Source organism: Saccharothrix sp. AJ9571, assembly GCF_021725495.1.
Classification (GTDB): Bacteria; Actinomycetota; Actinomycetes; order Mycobacteriales; family Pseudonocardiaceae; genus Amycolatopsis; species Amycolatopsis magusensis.
Window position 1 is genome coordinate 8,234,491 of the sequence record NZ_CP091382.1, and the last position, 23,874, is coordinate 8,258,364.

A 23,874-nucleotide genomic window follows, 5' to 3' on the forward strand; every position below is an offset into this window, starting at 1 on the left:
ATAATCTGCCTCTTCGAGCCAACCACGAGCACGCGGGAGTCCCACGGCATGCAGATCACCTCGGTGGTCAACCAGAAAGGCGGGGTCGGCAAGACCGCGCTCAGTGTCGGCGCGGCCGCCGCCCTCGCCGAGCAGGGCCGCCGGGTCCTGCTCATCGACCTCGACCCGCAGGGTCACGCCACCACGGAGATGCTCGGCCTGCCGGAGGCACCGGCGCACCGGCCCAGCATGGCCAAGGCGCTGACCAAGATGTGGAAGGGCCCGGTCGAGGAGCTGATCGTCAGCCACCCGCGCAGCAACATCGGCCGCGGTGGCGCCTTCGACGTCATCCCGACCTCGCCGGGCATGTTCGACCTGATCCGGCGGCTCGACCAGTTCCGGGTGCCCGGCTGGCAGCTGGCCAGGGTGATCCAGTTCGCCAACTACGAGCACGTGATCATCGACTGCCCGCCCGCGCTGGACGTGCTGACGAACAACGCGCTCACCGCCACGCACGGCATCCTGGTGCCGGTCCAGCCCGACCGCACCAGCATCCGCGCGCTGCGCCTGCTCAACGACCAGCTCAACTACGTGCAGCAGCTCGTCGGCCGCGAACCGATCACCTACTTCGGCCTGGTCCCTGGCCTGTACCGGCGGCCGATGTCGACCTACGCGGTGACCGCGATGCACGAGCTGCAGACCTTCGGCATCCCGATGCTGGCGCACGTGCCGCTGGGCGTGGTGATGAACGAGGCCGCGGTGCGCGGCATCCCGGTGACCACCTTCGCCCCGGAGACCGCGCAGGCGGTGGCCTTCCACCAGATCGCCAGGGCGCTGGAGGACCGGCGGCAGAGCCAGCCGGTGGCCACCCTGGTGCCCGCCGAGGCGGAGTTCGTCTTCGAGGACTTCATCACCGAGGTGGCGCACGCGCGCAACGTCAACGACAGCGGCGCGCGGAAGAAGCTCTACGACCTGATGCCGAAGCGCCCGAGGCCACCCCGCTAGGCCACCGCCCCACCCAGCAGCCAGGCGATCAGGGTCAGGGAACCCATCGACAGCAGGGTGGAGATCAGGACGCAGTTCCGGACGAACCGGACGTCCACCGCGTACTGGCTCGACGCGATGAACACGTTCTGCGCGGTGGGCAGTGCCGAGCAGAGCACCGCGGCGAACAACGACGGCCCGCTCAGCCCGAGCAGCAGGCCCACCCCGAGCGTGACGCCCGGCTGCACCAGCGCCTTGAGCAGCACCACGACCACCAGCTCCACCCGGCGGCGCTCCCCCGGTGGCCCGGGGACGGCCTGGTCGCCACGCAGCGACATGCCCAGCACCAGCAGCGCGCACGCCACGCCCGCGTCGCCGAGGGTGTGGATCGGCTCCAGCACCACCGCGGGCAGCGGGATGCCGATGCCACCGACCAGCAGGCCCAGCATGGACGCCGCGATCACCGGGTTCCGCGCCGGCAGCAGCACCAGCCGCCGCCAGCGCGGGCCGTCGTCGCGCGGCACGTCCGACTCGATGGCGGCCAGCATCGACGGCATCATCAGCAGCGACTGGAACAGCAGCACCGCCACGATGAACGACGAACTGCCCAGCACCTGCAACGCCACCGGGATGCCGAGGTTGCCCGCGTTCACGTAGCTCGCCGCGGCCGCCGACAGCGTGCGTTCGGCACGACGACGGCGGAACACCCAGGTCGACAGCGTGAACGCGAGCAGCGCGATGACCGCGGTGCCGACCACGAAGGCCAGCAGCCCGCGATCGGCCAGCGCCGAGAACGGCGTGCCGATCAGCGTGCTGAACAGCACCGCGGGCATCGCCACCTGGAAGGCGAGCCGGGTGAGCACCGCGTCCGCGCGTTCACCGAGCACCCCGAACCGGCTCAGCAGGTACCCGAGCCCGGTCAGCGCCCAGATCGGCGCGAACGCGGTGAGCGCGCCGCCCACCCGGTCAGAGCCGGCAGGAGCGGATGTCCGACGCCAGTACCGCCTTGGCCCCGGCCTCGGCCAGCTCGTCCATGATCCGGTTGACCTCCTTGCGCGGCACCATCGCGCGCACGGCCACCCAGTCCTGGTCGGCCAGCGGCGCCACGGTCGGCGACTCCAGGCCCGGGGTGATCGCGATCGCGGTGTCCAGCAGCGTCCGCGGGCAGTCGTAGTCCAGCATCATGTAGTGCTGGGCGAAGACCACCCCGCGCAGCCGGGCCGCGAGCTGGGCCTTGGCCTTGGTGTCGGGCCCGTCCTTGCGCTGCACCAGCACCGCCTCGGACTTGCAGATCGTCTCCCCGAAGGCCACCAGGTTGTGCTGGCGCAGGGTCCGGCCGGAGCCGACCACGTCGGCCACCGCGTCGGCCACGCCGAGCTGGATGGAGATCTCCACCGCGCCGTCGAGCCGGATCACCTCGGCCTCGATGCCCTGGCGCGCGAGGTCGTCGCGCACCAGCCGCGGGTACGAGGTGGCCAGCCGCTTGCCGTGCAGGTCGGCCGGCTGCCATTCGCGACCGGCGGGCGCGGCGTAGCGGAAGGTCGATCCGCCGAAGCCGAGCGCGAGCTTCTCCTCCACCGGCGCGCCGGAATCCAGCGCCAGGTCCCGGCCGGTGATCCCGAGGTCCAGCTCGCCGGAGCCGACGTAGATCGGGATGTCCTTGGGCCGGAGGAAGAAGAACTCGACCTCGTTGGCCGGGTCGAGCACGGTCAGGTCGCGCTGCTCATGTCGCTGCCGGTACCCCGCCTCACCGAGCATCTCGGAGGCGGGCCCGGCCAGCGCTCCCTTGTTCGGCACAGCGACACGCAGCACGTTGACTCCTTTGTGGCGGGTACCCGTTGCCTACAGGTACCGGTAGACGTCCTCTGTGGACAAACCGCGGCCGAGCATGAGCACCTGGACGCGGTAGAGCAGCTGCGAGATCTCCTCGGCGAGCCGCTCGTCGGACTCGTGCTCGGCGGCGATCCACACCTCGCCCGCTTCCTCGAGCACCTTCTTGCCCTGGGCGTGCACACCGGCGTCCAGCGCGGTCACCGTGCCCGATCCGGCGGGCCTGGTGCGGGCGCGCTCGGCCAGCTCCGAGAACAGCTCATCGAAGGTCTTCACGGTCTGCAGATCCTTCCACCCGGGGCCCGCGGGCGCCGACCGGGGCCGCCCACCGTGCCAGACCGATCACATCCGCCCTGCTCCGAATGGTCCAGTCGATGTTGACGTTCGGCCCGGAGTCCACTTATGTCAGAAAGGTCCTCGGTACATGGGAGACAACGGGAAGAAGTGATATGGAGAACCGACGATCACTGGAGAAGCTGCAGATCAGGTTGCCGGAGCGGCCCGAGGAAATCGACCAGGACGCCGAGTACTGCTCGGTTCTCCTCGACGGTGAATGGGCCGACATCCGTTTTCACGACTACGACCGTATTTACCGCGTTCACGGTCTGTACGAGCAGTTGTTCCACGAAGTTCTCGATTGCCGCTCCCCGGACGTCATCGCCAAGCTGCTCAAGGAGCAGTTGCAGCGGGACGGTTACGACGCGGAAGGACTGCGGGTGCTCGACCTCGGCGCGGGCAACGGCCTGGTCGGCGAGCAGCTGCGCACCATCGGGGTCGGCCACCTGGTCGGCGCCGACATCATCCCCGAGGCGGCCGAGGCGGCGCACCGGGAACGACCCGAGGTCTACGACGCCTACCACGTGGGCGACGTGACGGCTCCGTCCGAAGAGGTCGCCGCGGCACTGGCCGCGGCGGAGTTCAACACCATGGTCTGCGTGGCCGCGCTGGGCTACTCGGACATCCCGCCGAGCGCGTTCCGCGCGGCGTTCAACCTGGTCCGCAACGGCGGCTGGATCGCCTTCACGATCAAGGACCGGTTCCTCACCGAAGAGGACACCTCCGGTTTCGCCGGGTTCATCAAGACCTGCCAGGACAACGGTGTCCTCGAGGTCCGCGCTTCGGAGCGCTACCGGCACCGGCTCGACATCAGCGGCGAGCCACTGCACTACGTGGCCGTGATCGGCACCAAGCACGCCGACATCCCCGCGGAATTCCTCACCTAGCACCACCCCGGACCCGAAGGTGGCTTCCGGGGCGGAATCCTGCTCCGGAAGCCACCTTCGTGTCCCTGGGCTGCCCTCAGCGCAGCAGGTCCGCCAGGTCCGCCGGGCTCAGGCCGACCAGGGTCTCCTTGAACACCCGGCGCGGCCCCGGGTCCACGGCCACGTCGTTCGGCACCACCAGCACCGTGCAGCCCGCCGCCACCGCCGATTCGGTGCCCGGCGGGGAGTCCTCCACCGCCACGCAGCGCGCCGGGTCCACGCCGAGCAGGCGCGCGGCCAGCAGATACGGCTCCGGGTCGGGCTTGTTGCGGCCGCCGACCTCATCCCCGCAGACGGTGACGTCGAAGAACTCCCGGCCGATCGTGTTCAGCGCGAGCTCGGTCAGTTCCCGTTCGGTCGAGGTCACCAGCGCCGACGGGATGCCCGCCGCGCGCACCGCGGTCAGCGCCTCGTGCGCACCCGGCCGCCACGGCAGCGCGTCGCCGAACAACGCGGCGGTGCGGGTGCGGATCCACGAGGCGATGTCCGCGCGCAGCTCCGGGGTGTCCGGTTTGCCCAGCGTGCCCAGCAGGAACCGGGTGGTGGTCTCCATGTTGGACCCCACCAGGGTCGCCCGCTGCGCCTCGGAGAGCTCGCCGCCCAGCCACTGCGCGACCTCGTACAACGCGACGTCCCACAGCTTCTCGGTGTCGACCAGGGTGCCGTCCATGTCCCAGAGCACCGCGGCGATCGGCGTTCCGGCCCCTGCTGACTCGTCCACTGTGGACGTCTGCGTCACGTAGCTCTCCTAGGTGTTGAAGTACTTCGCTTCCGGGTGGTGGCAGACGATCGCGTCGGTGGACTGTTCCGGGTGCAACTGGTACTCCTCGGACAGTTTGACCCCGATGCGCTCCGCGCCGAGCAGCTCCACGATCTTCGCCCGGTCCTCCAGCTCGGGGCAGGCGCCGTAGCCGAGGGAGAACCGCGCTCCACGGTACTCGAGCTTGAAGTACCGCTCGATGTCCTCCGGGTCCTCTTCGGCCACCGCGGCGCCGCTGGCGAAGTGGAGCTCCTCGCGGATGCGGCGGTGCCAGTACTCGGCCAGCGCCTCGGTGAGCTGCACGCCGAGGCCGTGCACCTCGAGGTAGTCGCGGTAGGCGTTGGCCGCGAACAGCTCGTTGGCGTAGTCGGCGATCGGCTGGCCCATGGTGACCAGGGTGAACGGCACCACGTCGACCTCGCCGGCCTCGATCGCCAGCTCGCGCGGGCGGTAGAAGTCGGACAGGCACAGCCGCCTGTCCCGCCGCTGGCGCGGGAAGGTGAAGCGGGTGCGCTCGGGCGCGTCCGGCTTGGCCTCGGTGAGCACCACCAGGTCGTCGCCTTCGGCCACGCAGGGGAAGTAGCCGTAGACGACCGCCGCGTGCGCCAGCACGCCGTCCGCGGTCAGCTTGTCCAGCCAGTACCGCAGCCGCGGCCTGCCCTCGGTCTCCACCAGTTCGTCGTAGGTCGGGCCGGAGCCGCCGCGGGCGCCCTTGAGGCCCCACTGGCCCATGAACGTGGCGCGCTCGTCCAGCATCGCCGAGTACTCGGCCAGCGGCACACCCTTGACCACGCGGTTGCCCCAGAACGGCGGGGGCGGCAGCGCCACGTCGGTGGCCACGTCCGAGCGCGCGGCCGGCGGCTCCTCTTCGACCGCCTCCTGCTTGGCGCGGCGGGCCTCGGCGATGCGCATCGACCGTTCGCGGCGGGCCTTGCGCTCGGCGCGCTTGGCCTCCTCCTCCTGCTTGATGACCGGCGACTCACCGCGCTTGGCGGCCATGATCGCGTCCATCAGCCGCAGGCCCTCGAAGGCGTCCCTGGCGTAGCGGACGTCCCCGAGGTACATCTCGGTCAGGTCGTTCTCCACATAGGACCTGGTCAGCGCGGCGCCGCCGAGCAGCACCGGCCACTTCGCGGACACCCCGCGGGAGTTCATCTCCTCGAGGTTCTCCTTCATGATCACGGTGGACTTCACCAGCAGGCCGGACATGCCGATGGCGTCGGCCTTGTTCTCCTCGGCGGCGTCCAGGATCGAGGTGATCGGCTGCTTGATGCCCAGGTTGACCACTTCGTAGCCGTTGTTCGACAGGATGATGTCGACCAGGTTCTTGCCGATGTCGTGCACGTCGCCCTTGACCGTGGCCAGCACGATCCGGCCCTTGCCGCCGGAGTCGTCCTTCTCCATGTGCGGTTCGAGGTGGGCCACCGCCGCCTTCATCACCTCGGCGGACTGCAGCACGAACGGCAGCTGCATCTGGCCAGAGCCGAACAGCTCGCCGACGGTCTTCATGCCGGACAACAGCGTGTTGTTGATGATTTCCAGCGCCGGGCGGGTCTGCAGCGCCTCGTCCAGGTCCACGTCGAGGCCGTTGCGCTCCCCGTCGACGATGCGCCGCTCCAGCCGCTCGAACAGCGGCAGCCTGGCCAGTTCCTCGGCGCGCGACTCCTTCGACGAGGACGCCGTGACGCCCTCGAACAGCGCCATGAACTCCTGCAGCGGGTCGTAGCCCTCGGCGCGGCGGTCGTAGACCAGGTCGAGCGCGACCTTGCGCTGCTCGTCCGGGATCTTCGACATCGGCAGGATCTTCGAGGCGTGCACGATCGCGGTGCCCAGCCCGGCCTGCACGCACTCGTGCAGGAACACCGAGTTCAGCACCTGGCGGGCGGCCGCGTTCAGGCCGAAGGAGATGTTCGACAGCCCCAGCGTGGTCTGGACGTCGGGGTGGCGGCGCTTGAGCTCGCGGATGCCCTCGATGGTCTCCACGGCGTCCCGGCGCGACTCCTCCTGCCCGGTGGCCACGGTGAAGGTCAGCGTGTCGATGATGATGTCGGACTCGGCCAGCCCGTACTTGCCGGTGATGTCGGCGATCAGCCGGTCGGCGATGGCCACCTTGTGCTCGGCCGTGCGTGCTTGGCCCTGCTCGTCGATGGTCAGCGCGACCACCGCGGCGCCGAACTCGGCGACCAGCTCCATCACCTGGGTGAACCGGGACTCCGGGCCGTCGCCGTCCTCGTAGTTCACCGAGTTCACCGCGCAGCGCCCGCCCAGGCGCTCCAGGCCGGTCCGGATGACGTCGATCTCGGTGGAGTCGAGCATGATCGGCAGCGTGGAGGCGGTGGCGAAGCGGGAGGCGATCTCGGCCATGTCCGCCGCGCCGTCGCGGCCCACGTAGTCCACGCAGACGTCGAGCATGTGCGCGCCGTCGCGGGTCTGGTCGCGGGCGATCGCGACGCAGTCCTCCCAGCGGCCTTCCAGCATCGCCTCGCGGAAGGCCTTGGAGCCGTTGGCGTTGGTGCGCTCGCCGATCATCAGCACGCTCGAGTCCTGCTCGAACGGCACCGCCTGGTACAGCGAGGACACGCCGGGCTCCGGGCGCGGGCGGCGCTTCGCGCGCTCGGTCTCGCGCACCGCGGCGACCAGCTGGCGGATGTGCTCGTCGGTGGTGCCGCAACAACCACCGACCAGGCCGACGCCGAACTCGCGGACGAACCCGGCCAGCGCCTCGGCCAGCCCTTCCGGGCCGAGCGGGTAGACGGCGCCGTGGGGGCCGAGCTCGGGCAGCCCGGCGTTCGGCATCACCGTCAGCGGCACCTTGGCGTGCTTGGACAGCTGGCGCAGGTGCTCGCTCATCTCCGCCGGGCCGGTGGCGCAGTTGAGCCCGATCAGGTCGATGCCCAGTGGTTCGAGCGCCTGCAGCGCGGCGCCGACCTCGGTGCCGAGCAGCATGGTGCCGGTGGTCTCCACGGTGATCGAGGCGATGACCGGCACCCGCCTGCCCTCGGCGGCCATCGCGCGGTGCGCGGCGATGATCGACGCCTTGGTCTGCAGGATGTCCTGGGTGGTTTCGACCAGCACCGCGTCCGCGCCGCCGGCCAGCAGCCCGCGCACCTCTTCGACGTAGGCGTCGCGCAGGCGGGTGAAGGGGGCGTGCCCCAGTGTCGGCAGTTTGGTGCCGGGACCGACCGAGCCGAGCACGAACCGCGGCTGGTCGGGGGTGGCGAACTCGTCCGCGGTCTCCCGCGCGAGCCGGGCGCCGATCTCGGACAGCTCGAAGATGCGGTCCTCGATGTCGTACTCGGCGAGGTTGGCGAAGTTGCAGCCGAAGGTGTTGGTCTCGACCGCGTCCGCACCGGCTTCGAGGTAACCGCGGTGGATCGAGCGCACCACGTCGGGCCGGGTCACGTTGAGGATCTCGTTGCAGCCCTCGAGGCCGTCGAAGTCGTCCAGCGACAGGTCGTGTGCCTGCAGCGCGGTGCCCATGGCACCGTCGGCGACCACGACCCGCTCGGCGAGGGCGTCCAGCAAGGGCGAGGAGAGTCGTTCGGCCATGGTCCTTAGCCTACGGTCAGCGCGGCCTCCGCCAGGTCGTAGGCTGGCACAGTGAGTGAGCCCGAACAGCCGAACCGCCCGCACACCGAACCGGTCTCCGAGGCCGCCGATGATGGCAAACCCGTCATGGTGGTGGCCTTCGAGGGCTGGAACGACGCAGGTGACGCGGCCAGCACCGCGATCGAGCACCTGCAGCTGAACTGGGACGCCACCCCGCTGGTCGAGCTCAACCCCGATGAGTACTACGACTTCCAGGTGAGCAGGCCCACTGTCCGCATGGTGGACGGTGTCACCCGAAGGGTCGAATGGCCCACCACCCGCCTGGCGGTATGCCACCCCGAAGGCTTCGGCCGGGACGTGGTGCTGGTCCAGGGGCCCGAGCCGAACATGCGCTGGCGCGCCTTCTGCGCCGAGCTGCTGGAGCACATGGATCACCTTCAGGTGTCCACTGTGGTCACCCTGGGTGCACTTCTCGCTGACACTCCGCACACCCGGCCGGTGCCGGTCACCGGCACCGCCTACGACGCCGCGGCCGCCGCCCGCTTCGGCCTGGAGCGCAACCGCTACCAGGGCCCGACCGGCATCGTCGGCGTGCTCCAGGACGCGTGCGTGCAGGCGGGCATCCCGGCGGTGTCGGTGTGGGCCGCGGTGCCGCACTACGTCTCGCACCCGCCGTCCCCGAAGGCCACGCTGGCGCTGCTGCACAAGCTCGAGGACATCCTGGACGTGGAGATCCCGCTGGGTGCCCTGCCCGAGCAGGCCGAGGAGTGGCAGCGCACGGTCTCCGAGATGGCCGACGAGGACGAGGAGATCCGCGACTACGTGCGCTCGCTGGAGGAGCGGGACGCCGAGATCACCGTCGACGAGGCCAGCGGCGACAAGATCGCCGCGGAGTTCGAGCGCTACCTGCGGCGGCGGCGCCCCGGTGGGCTCGACGGCCCCCGGTAGTTGTTCGGGCTCCACCTCGGCGGCCTGCTCGGCCCGTTCGGCGCCGGAGTGGTGGTGGCGATGCTGCCCGAGCTCGCCGCGAGCTACGGCACCAGCCCGGCGGGCGCGGCCTCGTCGCTGACCGTCTACCTGGTGCCGTTCGCGCTGGTCATGCTGGTCTCCGGCACGCTGGGGCAGCGCTGGGGCGTGGTCCGCACGATCCGGCTGGCCTACGCCGCCTACGCGGTGACCGCCCTGCTCGCGCTGGTCGCGCCCTGGTTCTGGCTGTTCCTGGTGGCGCGCGGGCTGCAGGGGACGGCGAACGCGTTCATCACCCCGCTGCTGCTCGCCCGACTGGCCGCGGTGACCCCGCGCGAACGGCTCGGGCGCTCGCTCGGGGTGTTCGCCGCGATGCAGGCGCTCGGGCACACCACCGCGCCACTGGTCGGCGGGCTGGCCGCGGAACTGTCCTGGCCGTGGGCCTTCGCCGGGATCGCCGTCACCGCGCTCGCGCTGGCCGCGGCACCCCTGCCCGCCGACCCCGGCGCGGCCGATCCGGAACCACCGCCGTCGTGGCGGGCCGCGCTCCGGCCGTCGGTGGTGCCTGGCCTGCTGGTGTTCCTCGGCTGGGGTTGCCTGGCCGGGCTGTCCTTCCTGGTCGCGTTCCGGCTCGAGGACGTCTTCGAGCTCAGCTCCGGCCCGCGCGGGCTCGCGCTCACCGTCTTCGGTGCCGCCGGCTTCGCCACCGCACGACTCAGCGGCGGGTTCGCCGACCGGTTCGGCCCGGTGACCGCGGTGGCCACCGGCCTGCTCGGCGGCGGTGCCGTGGTCGTGCTGCTCGGCCTGGCCGGTTCGCTGCCGGTGCTGATCGGCGCGTGGGCGGTCGGCGGGGTGGTCGCCCAGCTGATCTCTGTCGGCACGAACACGCTGGTCATCACCGGTGCCGGAGCCGCACGCAACGGCGCCATCTCGGTGGTCCAGGCGCTGCGGTTCCTCGGCATGGCCTGCTCCCCACTCGCCTTCACCGGCCTCTACCACGCCGATCCCCGGCTGGCTTTCCTGCTGCCCGCGGGGGCGCTCGTCCTGGGAACCCTCATCTTGCTGGGCGCGAGGAGCGGCGACCCCGACAGGGGTTGTCCGACCTGAGGATGACTTCGAATCCACCCTCCCGCCGTCGTGCGGGCGGGTTCGGCAAGCGAGGATGATCCGCATGGGGCGGACGGAAGCGCTGGTGCGCCGGCGGTGGGCGGTGCTCGCGATCCTGTGCGCCAGCCTGCTGCTGGTGTCCATCGACGCCACCGTGCTGCACATGGCGCTGCCCGCGATCGCCGCCGACCTGCGCCCGGACGCCACCGAGCAGCTCTGGATCATCGCCGTCTACTCGCTGCTGGCCGCGCCGCTGCTGCTGGCCTTCGGCACCCTCGGCGACCACTACGGCAGGCGGCGCGTGCTCGTGCTCGGCTACGTGGTGTTCGGGCTGGCCTCGCTGGCGGCGGTGTTCGCGACGAGCGTGCCGATGCTGATCGCCGCGCGGGCCGTGCTCGGCGTGGGCGGCGCGATGATCATGCCCGCCACGCTCTCCATCCTGCGCCAGGCCTTCCCCGACCGGGCCGAGCGGCGCACCGCCATCGGCGTCTGGAGCGGGGTGGCCGGGTCCGGCGCGGTGCTGGGGCCGCTGCTCGGCGGGTTCCTGGTGCAGGAGTTCAGCTGGCACGCCGCGTTCGCGATCAACGTGCCGGTGATGCTGGTCGCGCTGCCGCTGACCTACTGGCTGATCCCGGAATCGGCGGACCCGCCCGCCGGGAAGTGGGACCCGCTCAGCGCGCTGCTCGCCGCGGGCGGCGTGCTCGGCGCGGCGTTCGCGATCAAGCAGACACCGCACGGCGGATCGATGTACCTGTTCGGCCCGCTCGCCGGGCTGGCCGGGATCGGCCTGCTGGTGCTGTTCGTCCGGCGGCAGCGGCGGCTGGTCTCCCCGCTGCTCGACCTCGCGTTGTTCCGCAGCCGCGCGTTCAGCGTGGCGGTCGGCAGCGTGCTGCTGGTGATGCTGTCGCTGGTCGGCCTCGGCCTGCTGTTCGCCCAGTACCTCCAGCTCGTGCTGGTGCTGCAGCCGATGGACGCGGCGCTGCGGCTGCTGTTCGTGATGGTCGCCGCGGTGGTGGGCAGCCTGGTCGCCGCCCCGCTGCTGCGCTGGTTCGAAGGCCGCGCGGTGACCGTCGCGGGGTTCGCCGTGGTCGGGCTCGCGCTCGGCGCGGCGGCGCTGTGGCTCGACGCCACGGAGAACCTGTGGCTGCTCGGGCCGGTGCTGATCGCGGTCGGCTTCGGCATCTCGGTGGCGCTGACCGCCGCCTCCGACGCGCTGCTCGCGGCCGCGCCCGCGGCACAGGCCGGGGCCGCGTCGGCGGTCGAGGAGACCGCCTACGAACTGGGTGCCGGACTCGGTGTGGCGGTGCTGGGCAGCATCGCCGCCGGGGTCTACACCGCTGCCTTCCCCGCTGTGCCGGGAGTTTCGCCGCCCGTGGCGGAGCTGGCCGGGCGCGGGCTGACCGACGCGGCCGAGGCCGCGTCGGCACTTCCGGGGCCGGTCGCCGCGCAGTTGCTGGACGCGGCGCGCGGCGCGTTCGTCGACGGCATGACCGTCGCGCTCGCCACCGGTTTCGTCACCTTCGCCGTCGCCGCGATCGCCGCGGCCCGGCTGCTACCGAAGACAGGAGCTGCACGATGACCACGACCGGGATCCGGGCCGGCTGGCGCACCCCCGCGGCGCTCTACCGCCTGATCAGCTCACCCGCGCTGCGCGCGGCCTTCGGCTGGGACCTGGCCTCGCGCGACGTGCGCTGGGTGCGGCCGGTCGAGGGCATGACCTGCCTCGAGGTCGGCAGCGGCGGCGGGTTCTACACGCGGGCACTGGCCAATCACCTCGGCGCGGGCAGCGAACTCATCGCGCTCGACCCCGACGCGGGCAGCCTCGAGGTGCTGCGCGAGCGGCTGGACGGCGCGCCCGGCGCGCGGCTGACCTACCAGCCGGGCGACGGCTGCGCCCTGCCGCTGGCGGAGTCCAGTGTGGACGCGTTGTTCTACGGCTACAGCCTGGAGGAGTTCGGCGATCCGCTGGCCGCGATCCACGACGCGCACCGGGTCCTGCGCCCCGGCGGGCAGCTCGTGTTGTTCCTCTGGCGCCCGGTGATCGGCCGTCGCCGCCGCGAGCCGGTGCTCCGCCTGCTCGAGTCGAAATTCACCAGGGAGCGGATTTCGGCCGGACCGCAGAACATCCGCCTGTCCTACCGCCGCTGACCGGGCCGCGGCACGAGCACGTAGGTGAACCGGCGGATGCGCGGCGCCCAGAGTTGCAGCGCGGACACGTCGGGCAGCTCCACCGCGTCGGAAACCCGGCTCAGCCCGGCGTGCAGGTGGCGCCAGTCGTGGAGCCGGTCTCCGTCGATCGGCCCGGCGACGGGGTTCATCCAGCCGGTTCCGTCCTGCTGGAGGCCGAGGTCGGCGACGAACTGCCACCAGCTGCTCGACGGATCCCGGTGGACCAGTCCGCCGCGGATCCCGCGCGCCGGGTCCGGCCGGGTGTCGAGCACCGGGCAGAGCAGCCGCGCGTGGGCGGTGAGCAGGGCGAGCAACAGCACCACGGCCTGGTACTCCCCCGGTTCGCCGTCCTGGCCGAGGAACCGGGAGGCCATCGACAGGTCACGGGTGGCGCGCACCATGCGGTACAGGTTCACCAGCTGCTTCGCCTCGCGCGGCGTGCCGACCAGTAAGTCCAGAGTGGAGAGCAGGTCCAGTTCGGCTTCGGTGAGCGGCCGCGGTTCCGCCGTCGGTGTCGCCTGCCGCTGGATGTCCACTTCGGACCCCGGTTCCACCTCGATGGCGGATTCGTCCGGCACCCGCTCGGTCTTCCGGACCGCCGCCGGTGCCGCTTGCCCGGTCCGCACCAGCGAGCGCAGCAGCCTGCTCATCCCGTCCGGCGCCAGCCCCGGCAGCACGAGCGGGATGTTGACGATCTTCTCCAGGTAGTCCTCCGGCGTGACCCGCGCGTCTCCCTCGTCGTCTGCCAGGATTTCGGCGTAGTGGCTGCGCAGGGCCCGCAGCAGCCAGCGCGGATCGACGCCGACGACCACCACGAACAACTCGAACGCGAGCAGCAGGTGCACCGCCTGCAGCACCTCGACCACTTGCCGTGGGCTGCACCGGTCGAGGTCGTCTATGTAGAGCACGATCCGGTCCACCGGCCGCCGTGGCGTGACGCCGTCGTCCGGACTCTCGCGCCACTCGGCCATCAGCTTGACCAGTTGCTCGAAATCCTTGCGGATGGTGGAGATGATGCCGAGGTTCCCGGCGTAGGAGTCGCTGCGCGCGCGGTCGGCGAGGAAGGTGTAGAGGCGGTGGCCGGGGGCGAGGCGGGTGAGCTGCCTGCCCAGCGCGCCCACCTGCGCGACGACCTCGGTCAATTGCGCCTCGGCGACCCGCTGCTCGGCTTCGGCGGCGCGGAGGGCTTGGAGCTGCTCGGGTAGTTCCTGCTCGGCCGCGGCGGTGATCCCGGTGTGCAGGTCCTCGCTCAGCTCGCGGAGATCGCGCAGACCCGAACGCACGCGGCTCAGCACGGTGATGCCGGTCCCGGCGAAGAGGGTGAACAACGCGGCGGCCCCGGCGAGCCACTCCCACGCCAGCGGTACCAGGAACGCGGCGACCAGCACCACCGCCGCCAGGACGAGCGCGAGCTTGCCGTGCCGCTCCCCCGGCATCCGCCGGAGCACGGCCGCGTCGTCGAGCGAGCCGCGCAGTTGCTCGGCGAGCAGCTTTCCCTGTTCGGCTTCGTCGGTGACGCCGAGCCTGCTCCACAAGCGATCGACGCGGTCCTTGAAGGCCGGCGAGTTCCGCAGCGCCTTGACGAGCAGCCGGGCACTGCGCTCCCGCCCGGCGATGGCGGTGTCTACTTCGGACTGCAGCTCGGCCGCGGTTTCGCGCGCCTCCTGGGTTTCCGCTTCCAGCTGCCGGCGCTGGTCGAGCCGTTCGGAGAGTTCCGCGCGGATGCGCTCGGCGCGTTCCGGGGATTTCGCGTCCACCCCGGCGAGCTGCCGGAAGATCTCGTCGCCGAGGCTGGCCCACAGGTCGCTGTCGGCGTAGTGCCAGGCGTTGAACCCGATCTGCACGATGTCCTGGCTGGCCAGGCGCTCCACCTCGGCGCGGAGCAGGCCCATGAAGTAGCTCTTGCCGGATCCCCATTCGCCGAACACCCCCACCGAAAGCGGTAGTGGCGTGGCCGGGTCGGCGATCACCGTCGCCAGCATCGACACGTACGCCGCGACGCCGAGCTGGTCCTCGCTGAGCGGGATCCCCCGGTTCGGATCGACCAGATCCCGGCTCACCCCACCCGCCAGCTCCTCGGGGGCCACTACGTCCTCGCCGAGACCGGCGAAGGTCTCGCGGATCGCGTCGGTGGCCTTCCGGCTCTTGGCGAAGAAAACCAGGCGCCGCAACGGAAGCCCGGTCTTCTCGGCGAGTGCGGCGACCGCCGCGGGCACCACCGCACCGGCCGCGAGCGACGGCGGATTGCCCAGGCGCCCGGAACTGAGCAACGGCATGCCCAGCGCGGCGACCCCGGACCGGCGCGCCATGGTGATGGCGGACGCGGTGGCCTTCGCCGCGTTCCCCCGCTCCGGATCGCCGGACGAGCCGGAGGCGACGAAGATCGCCCGCCGCGGCCGGGGGCCGGGCAGGGGCATCGTCCAGGGCGAGATCGGCGTGATCTTCCCGAACGGCACGGCTTCCCAGTCGAGATCGGGGTGTGCTCCGCGAGCGCCTCGCCCAGTTCGCCGAGCCCGCCGCCGACCGGGATCACGAGCGCGTCCAGGTCCAGGTCCCACGGCCGCCGGGTGCGCACCACCGTGCACACCACGGAGCCGATCTCGCCGAGTCGTTCTTCTTCGTCCGGGGCGGTCATGGTCGCCAGACGTTACCGCTGCCACCCAGCAGAAGGCCGGGAGTGCGTCGGGGGCGCACTCCCGGCCCTTTCCCCTCGGGTCAGCCGTTGGGGCAGGTGCTGCGGAACTCCTCCACCAGCGTGGACTTCGACGGGCCGGGGCAGAGGAACTGCTCGTAGCGGGTGTCGTTGTCCACGAATCGCTTCAACCACGAGATCATGTACTTGGCCTGCGTGGTGTTGGGCGTGTTCGGGAAGAAGTGGCTGGCGTTGTTCAGCTCCAGGTACGCCTTGTCCGGGGCGCTGGACATCGAGGTGTAGAACGGCTCGGCGTGGCTGGAGACCGGGGCCACCGAGTCGGACTCGCCGCCCACGATGAAGGTCGGCACCTGGTCGGTGTTCCAGCTCTTGTCGCTGTTCCACGGCGCGAGCGGGATCGCCGCCTGCAGGCTCGGCCGCTTGACCGAGGCCTCCAGCGAGCCGCCGCCGCCCATCGAGTGCCCGGCCACGGCGAGCCGCGTCGGGTCGATCTTGCTGCGGACGGTGGTCGGGCTGTCCTGCGTCAGGTAGTCCAGCGCGGCGAGCAGCTGGTCACCGCGGCTGGCGGGCTGGTCGTAGATGGTGTTCGTGTCGATGGTGATCACCACGAACCCCTGCGAGGCGAGTCTGCGGCCCATCCACGAGATGGTGGACTGCGACGCGGTGAAGCCCGGCGAGATGGCGAGCGCGCCGTAGGTGCCCTCGCTGGTGCTGGTCGGGTAGTAGACGGTGCCGCCGCCGAAGCCGGAGACCAGGCTGGAAACCGTGCTTTCCGACGTGGCGAACGGGCCGGTGGTGGCTTCGATGCTGGAGTTGGTCGGAGCCGGGCCCCGCTGGTACGGGTTCTGCTGGGCGCCGGCGGCCGGGGCGGCGAACGCGGCGGCGCTCAGTGCGAGGGCGAGCGCGGCACCGATGAGTCGTTTGCGCACTTCGTTGTGCTCCTTCGGGGGAGGATCGGGGGCGATCGTGACGGACGGTGCTGACTCTGGCACCCGGCGCGCCCGCCTGGCATCGGCGAAATCGCCAGCCCCGGTCCCCGGGGCCGGTCGCGGATAGGCTTTCCCCTCGTGACCGCACGTGCCGAGGACCTCGTCCGACTCGCCGCCCGCAAGCTCGCGCGGGGCGAACGGCTGGACCTGAGCACGCTCGCCGCCGAGGCGGGCATCTCCCGCGCCACCCTGTTCCGCCGCGTCGGCAACCGGGAGGACCTGCTCGGCGACGCGCTCTGGCGCATGTCCGAACGCACGCTGAGCCGGGCGGTCCGCCGCTGGGAGGAGACCGCGGGCCCGGCGGTGCGCGACACCGAGGGACAGCTGCGCTGCCTGACGGTGATGGGCTGGTACCGGGCGGACGTGGCCGCGGCGACCGGCCTGCGCGTGCTGCTGGACAGCGAGCCGACCACGGCCATCCGGGTGCTCACCGATCCGCACGGCCGCGTGCAGCCCAAGGTGATGGCGGCCTACCGCGAACTGCTCGCCCGAGACGTCGCCGACGGCGGTTTCACCCCGGTGGTCGACCTCGACTCGCTCAGCTTCGCGTTGGTGCGTCTGGGCGAATCCTTCCTCTACTCGGACATGGTCGCGGCAGGCCGGCCGAACCTGGAAGCGGCGGCCAAGCTGCTGGGAGTCCTCGTCGAGGGCGCGCCGGTACCTGTCCGATAGGCCGGACCGGTGGTTGTGAAACACATCGGCTTGGTGTTTCATGCGGTCAGGCTCGTGTGTGCCTCCCCGGACGGCGTTGTCCACAAAGGAGTGTCTCCATGCCCGATACCTGGCTGCCCGGATTCGGCCCCTCGCTGGACTACCCCGAGGTGGCCGTGCCGGCGATCCTCGCCGGGTCCGCCCGGCGCTTCGGCGACCGCGACGCCTTCGTGCACGGCGACGAGCGGATCACCTTCGGCGAGCTGGGCCGGGCCGCGGCCGCCTTCGCCAACGGCCTGCTGGCCGGTGGCCTCTCCCCCGGTGACCGGGTCGCCCTGCGCATGCCCAACTGCCTGGCCTACCCGGTCGCCTACTACGGCACGCTGCTCGCCGGCGGCACGTTCGTGCCGGTCAGCCCGCTGCTGCCGGAGCCCGCCGCGCAGGCGCAGCTGGCCGACGCGGGCGCGGTGCGCACGATCACCGCCGCCGACGTGCCCTACCTCTGCTCCGGGATGAGCGAGGCGCCTCCCGATCTCGACCTCGACGTACACGAACACCTGGCGCACCTGGCCTACACGGGTGGCACCACCGGGGTGTCGAAAGGCGTGCAGCTGCCGCACCGCAACGTCGTGGTGAACACGCTGCAGTACGCCTGCTGGGGCGCCGGCGCGGTCCCCGCGCTCGACGAGTACGGCGGGCTGGTCCTCGACCAGGTCGGCAGCCCCGAGGAGTGGCCGACCCGGCTGGGCACCGGCATCGCGATCAACCTCACCCCGTGGTTCCACGCGATGGGCACGATCGGCGGGCTGAACGCGCCGGTGCTCGGCGGCACCACGGTCGTGCTGCACTCCCGCCTGGACCCGGCCGCCTACCTCGCCGACGTCGAACGGCTCGGCGTCACCTCGATGGGCGGCGCGCCCGCGTTGTTCGCCGCGCTCCTGGCCTGCCCGGACATCCGGACCCGCGACCTCAGTTCGGTCCGCTCGATCAGCTCGGGTGCCGCGCCGATGCCGCTGGAGATGATCAACCAGCTCACCCGGCTGCTGCCGGACACGCCGATCCTGGAGGGCTACGGCCTGACCGAGGTCACCATGGGCGCGACCAGCACCCCGTCGCACCGCTCCGGCCTGCGCAAGGCGGGTGCGGTCGGGCGGCCGGTGTTCGACACCGAGGTGCGCCTGGCCTCCCTCGACGGCGACGGCGCCGAAGTGGCGACCGGGGAACGCGGCGAGGTCTGCGTGCGCGGCCCGCAGGTGATGCGCGGCTACCACAACCGGCCCGAAGCCACCGCCGAAGTGCTGCGCGACGGCTGGCTGTACACCGGCGACATCGGCGTGCTGGACGCGGACGGCTACCTGTCCATCGTGGACCGCAAGAAGGACATGCTGCTGTACAAGGGGTACAACGTCTACCCCCGCGAGCTGGAGGAGCTGCTGGTCGCGCTGCCGGAGGTGGCCGCCGCGGCGGTGGTGGGCCGCCCGGACCCGGCGGTCGGCGAACTGCCGGTGGCCTTCGTGGTGCCCGCGCGGCCCTCGGTGTCCGGTGCCGACGTGCTCGACGCGGTGAACGCGCAGGTGCCCGGGTACAAGCGGGTGCGGGAGGTGCGGTTCGTGCCCGAACTGCCGGTGTCCGCCGCCGGGAAGATCCTCAAGCGGACCCTGCGCGAACAGCTGACATGACCGGCCCGCCGCTGTTCGGGCGGGACCGGGAACTGGCGGTGCTCGACGACCTGCTGGCCACCGGCGGCGGGGTCGTGCGGTTCACCGGGCCGCCCGGGATCGGCAAGACGCGGTTGCTGGAGCACGCCGCGGCCGGTGGGCTCCGCCAGCTCGGCGCCGCCGGTGCCCCGGCCGAGCGGGCCCTGCGCTTCGGCGCGCTGCACCGGTTCCTGCAACCGGTGGCGGACCTGCCCGGCTGCCCGGACCCGGTCCGCTTCGCCGCCGGGCTTGGTGGGCCGGAATCGGGTGAGTTCGCCCTGTTCAGCGCGGTGCACCGGCTGCTCGCCGAACTCGGTCCGCTGCTCTGCTGGGCCGACGACACGCAGTGGTGGGACGAGGCGTCGCTGACCGCGCTGGCGTTCGCGGCCCGGCGGCTGGCCGGGCTCCCGGTGGTGATGGTGTTCGCCACCGGGCCGGGCCCCGCCGGACCGGATCCGCTCGACGGCCTGCCCACGATCCGCCTGGCGCCCCTCGACGACACCTCCGCCGCGAACCTGCTGCCCCCGGGCGCACCGCCGGAGTTGCTCACGCTCGCCGGTGGCAATCCCCTGGACCTGCGGGAGCTGGCCGAGTCGGGCGGGGAGACGCTGCCCGCCGAAGGACGGCAGCGCACCGCCTATCGCCGGGTGTTCGACGCGCTGACCCCGGCGGCCCGGAGGTTCGTGCTGCTGACGGCGTCGGAGTCGCCGCTGAGCCGAAGCGAGTTCGACCGGTGCGGGGTCCACGCCCGTGAGGAAGCACTGGCGTCGGGCTTGCTGGCCAGTCCGGTGGTCCGCGCGACGCTCCGGGAAGACACCGCGCCCGCCATGGCGACCGTGCTCGGCGAGGCGGCGTTGCGCGCGGGCGTGACCGAAGAGGCCGTGCACGCCTTCGAACGCGCGGCGGAACTGAGCTCGGACGGTCCACAATGGCTGATCCCGGCCGCGCGCGGCGCCTGGGAACTCGGCCGCACGGCGTGGGCACGGCAGTTGCTGCGCCGGGCCGGGGATCGGCTGCTACAGGGGGAAATCGAGCTGCGGGACGGTGAACCGGCGGTCGCCGCGCACGAACTGCTCACCGCGGCGGAAAGCCTGGCGCCCACCGAGAAGTCCGTGGCGCTGATGCTGGCCGGGGAAGCCCGCCGGATCAGCGGTGACCTGCGGGGCTTCGCCGCGATCGCGGTGCGCACCGCCCAGCTCGCGCGCACCTCGGACGCACCGGGTGTGCGGCTCGCCGCCGCCCACACACGCGGGCTCACCGCGACCTTCTCCGGCAGGCACGAAGAGGCGATCCCGGCGCTGGAGGAAGCGCTGCGGGTGGCGCCCGACGACGTGCGCAGCCAGGTCTGGGCGGCCGAAGCCGCGCTCTCCCTCGGCCGGACGGCACTGGCGCACGAATACGCGGCGGCGGCGGTCGCGCGGGCCCGGATCGAAGCGGTGACCACGCTGCCGTGGGCGCTGATCCACCTCGGGATGACGGCGGCGCTGCTCGACCGGCACCGCGCGGCCGTGGCCGCGGCCACCGAGGGCCTGGCCGAAAGCGCCGGCCAGCGCACCTGTGCCGCGGAGAACCGGACCGTGCTGGCGCTGTCGGCCGCGCAACTCGGCGACACCAAGGCCGCCCGGAAGTGGCTCGACGAAGCCGAACCCGACCTCGACCGGCGCTCGCTCGGCAGGCCGCGCGCGATCGCCGCGTGGGCCGAAGTGTGCCTGGACCTGGCGACCGACCGGCCCGCCGAAGCGCTGGCCCGCTTCCACACGCTGTCCGCCGACACCGGGCACGCGCAACCGGCGATCGCCGTGCTCGCCACACCTCTGCTGGTCGAGGCGGCCGTGCGCTGCGAAGAACCGGAATACGCGGTGCGCGGGCTGCGGGTGCTCGACGGCTGGGCCGAAGCGACCGGCAGCGTGCAGTGGCGGGCGCTGGCGCAGCGGTGCCACGGCCTGCTGGCGCGGGACCCGGATGCCGCCGACAAGCACTTCACCATCGCCGTGGACCTGCACCGGCTGGCGCGGACCCCGCTGGAACTGGCGAAAACCCAGCTGTGCCAAGCGATGCGGCTGCGCCGGGACCGGCGCTTCCGCGACGCGCGCGAACTGCTCGGCGACGCGGCCCGCCTGTTCGAACGGCACGGCGCCGACTTCTGGGCCGGGCGCGCCCGCGCCGAACTCCGCGCGGCGGGCGGTGACCCGGCCGAACTCACCGACGGCGATCTGCCTTCACTGACCCCGCAGCAGACACAGATCTCGTTGCTGGTCGCCGGGGGCAAGACGAACCGCGAGATCGCGCGGCGCCTGGTGATCAGCCACCGCACGGTCGACCACCACCTCCGCAACATCTACACCAAGCTCGGCGTCCGTTCCCGCGTCGAACTCGCCGCGATGCTCGCGAAACGGGCCACCGCGCCACCGGGCGACGGTACCGGGCCCGGTTCGGTCAGCTTTTCCTGAACTTCGCCTACTTGGTGCCGCCCGGGGGCTCTTGGGCGGATCAGAGGAGGCGGTGCAGGGGTACGGCGCCTCGGGCTCGTTTGCGCCATTCCCGCGGGTAGCCCAGCGAAACCTCTTCGAAGCGCACCCCGTCCGCCTTCGTGGAGCGCGGGATGTGCAGGTGGCCGTAGACCGCGATCTCCGCGCGGAAGCGCAGGTGCCAGTCCTCGGTTTCCGTGGTGCCGCACCACATCGCGAACTCCGGCCAGTACAGCGGCTCGGTCGGGTGCCGGTGCAGCGGCCAGTGCGACATCAGGATCGTCTTGCGGTCCTCGGGGATCTCCAGCAGCCGCTTCTCGGTCACCCTCAGCCGCTGCGCGCACCACTCCTGGCGCGTCGGATACGGGTCCGGGTGCAGGAAGTACTCGTCGGTGCAGATGACGCCCGCCTCCCGCGCCTGATCCATCGCGACCGACAGCGGCCGCCCCTGCGCGGCGGGGGTGCGCCAGCTGTAGTCGTAGAGCAGGAACATCGGCGCGATGGTCAGCGGCTCGCTGCCGTGCTCCCACACCGCGAACTCGTCCTCCGGGGTGAGCACGTCGAGCTCGCGGCACCGGCGCACCAGCTCGTCGTACCGCGCCTGCCCGCGCAGCTGCACCGGGTCGCGGTCGGTGGTCCACAGCTCGTGGTTGCCCGGCACCCAGATCACCTTGGCGAACCGGTCGCGCAGCATCTTCAGCGTCTTCGTGATCGCCGGGACCTGCTCCCCCACGTCCCCGGCCACCAGCAGCCAGTCCTCCGGTCCGTCCGGGCGGATGGTGTCGACGACCTCGGCGTTGCCTTCGTGGGTCACGTGCAGGTCACTGGTGGCGAAGAGGGTGGGCACGCCCCTACGTTAGCGCCGGGCTCCGCCGCCGGGCCAAGCGCAGCAGCACCAGCGCTCCGGCCGGCAGGAACAACAACGCTTGAACGTCGAGCAAGATCTCCAGGTCGATCCGGTCGGCCAGCGCGCCTGCCACCTGCATGCCGAGCGCCTGGGCGGCGGCGATCCCGGCGAAGGCGGTGCTGAGCACCCGGCCGGTCAGCTCGGGCGGCGTCACCGTCTGGATCACCGACAGCACCCCGCTCCCCAGGAAAACCCCAGGTCCACCGGCCACCGCGAACAGGCCGACGAACACCGCCATGGCCGTGGTCACGTGCGCGGTGTTCCAGATCAGCGCCGAGTACAACCCCATCGCGAGCGCGCCCCAGCCGAACAGTTTCGCCGGGGCCACCCGCCGGGCCACGGTCGCGACCAGCACCCCCGCCGCCAGGCCGCCGACGGCCTGCACGCCCCGCAACAGGCCCACGTCGGCTTCGTCACCCCGCAGCGATTCGACGACGAAAACCAGGAAAAGCACCAGGAACATGCCTTGGGCGATCGACTGCAGCACCACCGCCACCGAGGTCACCCGCAGCGCCGGGTTCCGCCGGATCTCGGCCAGCCCGTCGACCCACTGCCGCAGCACGTGCGGCCGCTTTCCCGTGCCCGGCAGGTCGACCGCGAACCGCGGGGCGAACAGCACCCCGGCGAGCACCAGCACCCCGGCGTAGACGCCGACCGTCAGCCCGAGTCCGCCGAGTCCGAGCAGCCAGCCTCCGGCCCAGGCGCCGAGCAGCCGGGCCACGTTCGCGTTCACGCTCATCAGCCCGTTCGCGGCGGTCACCCGCTCGGGGCCGACGAGCTGCGGGACGAGCGCGTTGCGCGTGGGTTCGGAGATCGCCGCGAGCCCGGCCTGCGCGGCCATCACCACGTACAGCACCGCCACGTGCTCGGCGAGCAGCAGCGGCACGGCCACCACGGCCTGCGCGAGCGAGACCGCGCACAGCACCCGGTGCCGGTTGCCGCGGTCGGCCAGCAGACCGGCGATCGGGCTGACCACCACCGCCGGCACCAGGCCGATGATCATCATCACCGCGGTGGACGCCGCCGAGCCGGTCAGCCGGTACATCGACAGCGGCAGCGAGACCTGCAGGATCCACTCGGCGACCTCGGACAACAGCGAGGCCGCGGACAGCCTGGCGAACTTGGGCTCCCGCAACAGGTTCACGCGCTCGGCTTCCCGTCGGCTTCGATCCGCCGGAAGGCACGCAGGCTCACGTGCACCGGGCGCGCGTCGGCGGGCGCGTCCTGGCGGATGGTGCTGACGTACGGCCGGATGAGCGCGTCGACCGCGGTGACCAGTTCCGCCAGCTCCGCCGCGGTGACCCGGAGCCCGTAGAAGTTGATCGAGGAGGCGTCGAGCCATTCGGGCTCGCTCCGCTCGGCGGTGTCGAGGTAGCGCTGGGTCAGTTCCTCCTCCTCGCGCAGGCGGGTGCCGAACACGGCCAGCTGGGCCGAGCGGGCGGACGGCTCGTCGGCCAGCTCGCCGAAGTCGAGCCCGACGTGCTTCACGCGCCACGGCCGCTCCCGGCCGTCCCCACCCTCGGCCCGCTCCACCAGGCCGAACTCGGCCAGCTGCCGCAGGTGCCAGCTGCAGTTCGACGCCGACGAGTCCACCGCCACCGCGCACTCGCTGGCCGTGCGCGGACCGACCGCCATCAGGTAGTTGAGCAGCGCCGACCGCAGCGGGTGCGCCAGCGCCTTGAGCAGTTCCACATCCCGGACGCGTGTCCGCGGCGGCAGTTCGGTCATCGCCGGTCCAATCTGAAAGAAGTCTTTCGAAAGTGTTGTTTCAGAGTTGCACAGAAGATCCCGGAAGCCAAGGGGTTGCTAATCCAACTTGAGTTGCGTTAACCTGCTCGCATCATGGACAACTGACACCAGCCCCCACCCGCGTCCGAGGCCTTCTCCTGCCCGGCGGGTGTCC

General features: G+C 71.8%; 19 protein-coding genes. 9 read left to right on the forward strand and 10 right to left on the reverse strand.

The window, feature by feature from the left end:
• Positions 1 to 48: 48 nt before the first annotated feature.
• The gene (locus L3Q67_RS37125) at positions 49 to 984 is read left to right on the forward strand and encodes a ParA family protein (protein ID WP_499186083.1); all 936 of its coding nucleotides are present in this window, start codon (positions 49 to 51) and stop codon (positions 982 to 984) included.
• Here the strand turns inward: L3Q67_RS37125 and L3Q67_RS37130 are convergent.
• From L3Q67_RS37130 to L3Q67_RS37140, 3 genes are read right to left on the reverse strand one after another with little or no spacing between them, the layout of a single operon-like run.
• Positions 981 to 1,925, reverse strand: a complete 945-nt coding sequence (locus L3Q67_RS37130) for an AEC family transporter (RefSeq protein ID WP_499186084.1) — start codon at positions 1,923 to 1,925, stop codon at positions 981 to 983. The genes L3Q67_RS37125 and L3Q67_RS37130 overlap by 4 nt on opposite strands.
• Positions 1,926 to 1,929: 4 nt before the next feature.
• Entirely contained in the window at positions 1,930 to 2,775 is an 846-nt protein-coding gene (gene hisG, locus L3Q67_RS37135; RefSeq protein WP_499186085.1) for an ATP phosphoribosyltransferase, read from the reverse strand.
• Positions 2,776 to 2,805: 30 nt separating this feature from the next.
• Complete coding sequence (locus L3Q67_RS37140; RefSeq protein WP_209666433.1) at positions 2,806 to 3,069, reverse strand: phosphoribosyl-ATP diphosphatase; 264 nt, start codon at positions 3,067 to 3,069, stop codon at positions 2,806 to 2,808.
• Between the two features lie 173 nt (positions 3,070 to 3,242).
• Here L3Q67_RS37140 and L3Q67_RS37145 point away from each other — a divergent pair, with 173 nt between their 5' ends.
• Positions 3,243 to 4,016, forward strand: a complete 774-nt coding sequence (locus tag L3Q67_RS37145) for a class I SAM-dependent DNA methyltransferase (RefSeq protein WP_499186086.1) — start codon at positions 3,243 to 3,245, stop codon at positions 4,014 to 4,016.
• Positions 4,017 to 4,092: 76 nt separating this feature from the next.
• On the opposite strand, the gene L3Q67_RS37150 is transcribed toward L3Q67_RS37145, so the two are convergent.
• A complete protein-coding gene (locus L3Q67_RS37150; RefSeq protein WP_499191734.1) occupies positions 4,093 to 4,725 on the reverse strand; it encodes an HAD family hydrolase in 633 nt (210 codons plus the stop codon).
• Between the two features lie 78 nt (positions 4,726 to 4,803).
• Positions 4,804 to 8,364, reverse strand: a complete 3,561-nt coding sequence (gene metH / locus L3Q67_RS37155) for a homocysteine S-methyltransferase family protein (protein ID WP_499186087.1) — start codon at positions 8,362 to 8,364, stop codon at positions 4,804 to 4,806.
• A gap of 51 nt (positions 8,365 to 8,415) precedes the next feature.
• On the opposite strand from metH, the gene L3Q67_RS37160 reads away from it, so the two are divergent.
• From L3Q67_RS37160 to L3Q67_RS37175, 4 genes are all read left to right on the forward strand, one after another.
• Positions 8,416 to 9,312 (forward strand): PAC2 family protein, encoded by an 897-nt coding sequence (locus L3Q67_RS37160; protein WP_499186088.1) that lies wholly within the window; start codon positions 8,416 to 8,418, stop codon positions 9,310 to 9,312.
• Entirely contained in the window at positions 9,313 to 10,437 is a 1,125-nt protein-coding gene (locus L3Q67_RS37165) for an MFS transporter (protein ID WP_499186089.1), read from the forward strand.
• Positions 10,438 to 10,501: 64 nt separating this feature from the next.
• Positions 10,502 to 12,016, forward strand: coding sequence for an MFS transporter (locus L3Q67_RS37170; protein WP_499186090.1), 1,515 nt, complete (start codon positions 10,502 to 10,504; stop codon positions 12,014 to 12,016).
• Positions 12,013 to 12,585: a class I SAM-dependent methyltransferase gene (locus tag L3Q67_RS37175; RefSeq protein WP_499186091.1), complete on the forward strand. Its 573-nt coding sequence runs from the start codon at positions 12,013 to 12,015 to the stop codon at positions 12,583 to 12,585. Before L3Q67_RS37170 ends, L3Q67_RS37175 begins: the two co-directional genes overlap by 4 nt.
• Here the strand turns inward: L3Q67_RS37175 and L3Q67_RS37180 are convergent.
• Positions 12,573 to 15,062 carry a KAP family P-loop NTPase fold protein gene (locus tag L3Q67_RS37180; RefSeq protein ID WP_499186092.1) on the reverse strand — a complete coding sequence of 830 codons (2,490 nt, stop codon included), beginning with the start codon at positions 15,060 to 15,062 and terminating at the stop codon, positions 12,573 to 12,575. The genes L3Q67_RS37175 and L3Q67_RS37180 overlap by 13 nt on opposite strands.
• Before the next feature lie 259 nt (positions 15,063 to 15,321).
• Entirely contained in the window at positions 15,322 to 16,188 is an 867-nt protein-coding gene (locus L3Q67_RS37185; RefSeq protein ID WP_499186093.1) for an alpha/beta hydrolase family protein, read from the reverse strand.
• Positions 16,189 to 16,326: 138 nt separating this feature from the next.
• On the opposite strand from L3Q67_RS37185, the gene L3Q67_RS37190 reads away from it, so the two are divergent.
• The 3 genes from L3Q67_RS37190 (at position 16,327) to L3Q67_RS37200 (ending at position 21,046) form a co-directional block, all read left to right on the forward strand.
• Positions 16,327 to 16,920 (forward strand): QsdR family transcriptional regulator, encoded by a 594-nt coding sequence (locus tag L3Q67_RS37190; RefSeq protein ID WP_499186094.1) that lies wholly within the window; start codon positions 16,327 to 16,329, stop codon positions 16,918 to 16,920.
• Positions 16,921 to 17,018: 98 nt separating this feature from the next.
• Complete coding sequence (locus L3Q67_RS37195) at positions 17,019 to 18,578, forward strand: class I adenylate-forming enzyme family protein (protein ID WP_499186095.1); 1,560 nt, start codon at positions 17,019 to 17,021, stop codon at positions 18,576 to 18,578.
• Complete coding sequence (locus tag L3Q67_RS37200; RefSeq protein WP_499186096.1) at positions 18,575 to 21,046, forward strand: helix-turn-helix transcriptional regulator; 2,472 nt, start codon at positions 18,575 to 18,577, stop codon at positions 21,044 to 21,046. Before L3Q67_RS37195 ends, L3Q67_RS37200 begins: the two co-directional genes overlap by 4 nt.
• Positions 21,047 to 21,086: 40 nt before the next feature.
• On the opposite strand, the gene L3Q67_RS37205 is transcribed toward L3Q67_RS37200, so the two are convergent.
• From L3Q67_RS37205 to L3Q67_RS37215, 3 genes are read right to left on the reverse strand one after another with little or no spacing between them, the layout of a single operon-like run.
• A complete protein-coding gene (locus L3Q67_RS37205) occupies positions 21,087 to 21,911 on the reverse strand; it encodes a metallophosphoesterase family protein (RefSeq protein ID WP_499186097.1) in 825 nt (274 codons plus the stop codon).
• Between the two features lie 4 nt (positions 21,912 to 21,915).
• On the reverse strand, positions 21,916 to 23,115 hold the full coding sequence (locus L3Q67_RS37210; protein WP_499186098.1) for an MFS transporter: 1,200 nt from the start codon (positions 23,113 to 23,115) through the stop codon (positions 21,916 to 21,918).
• Positions 23,112 to 23,699 (reverse strand): ArsR/SmtB family transcription factor, encoded by a 588-nt coding sequence (locus L3Q67_RS37215; protein ID WP_499186099.1) that lies wholly within the window; start codon positions 23,697 to 23,699, stop codon positions 23,112 to 23,114. The genes L3Q67_RS37210 and L3Q67_RS37215 overlap by 4 nt, the downstream gene beginning before the upstream one ends.
• Positions 23,700 to 23,874 lie beyond the last annotated feature (175 nt).

Excerpts from the sequence above, each read along its gene's own strand:
- L3Q67_RS37145 (WP_499186086.1), top strand. The coding sequence starts at position 3,243 with ATGGAGAACCGACGATCACTGGAGAAGCTGCAGATCAGGTTGCCGGAG.
- metH (WP_499186087.1), bottom strand. The coding sequence starts at position 8,364 with ATGGCCGAACGACTCTCCTCGCCCTTGCTGGACGCCCTCGCCGAGCGG.
- L3Q67_RS37195 (WP_499186095.1), top strand. The coding sequence starts at position 17,019 with ATGCCCGATACCTGGCTGCCCGGATTCGGCCCCTCGCTGGACTACCCC.
- L3Q67_RS37175 (WP_499186091.1), top strand. The coding sequence starts at position 12,013 with ATGACCACGACCGGGATCCGGGCCGGCTGGCGCACCCCCGCGGCGCTC.
- L3Q67_RS37125 (WP_499186083.1), top strand. The coding sequence starts at position 49 with ATGCAGATCACCTCGGTGGTCAACCAGAAAGGCGGGGTCGGCAAGACC.
- L3Q67_RS37215 (WP_499186099.1), bottom strand. The coding sequence starts at position 23,699 with ATGACCGAACTGCCGCCGCGGACACGCGTCCGGGATGTGGAACTGCTC.
- L3Q67_RS37170 (WP_499186090.1), top strand. The coding sequence starts at position 10,502 with ATGGGGCGGACGGAAGCGCTGGTGCGCCGGCGGTGGGCGGTGCTCGCG.
- L3Q67_RS37150 (WP_499191734.1), bottom strand. The coding sequence starts at position 4,725 with ATGGACGGCACCCTGGTCGACACCGAGAAGCTGTGGGACGTCGCGTTG.
- L3Q67_RS37200 (WP_499186096.1), top strand. The coding sequence starts at position 18,575 with ATGACCGGCCCGCCGCTGTTCGGGCGGGACCGGGAACTGGCGGTGCTC.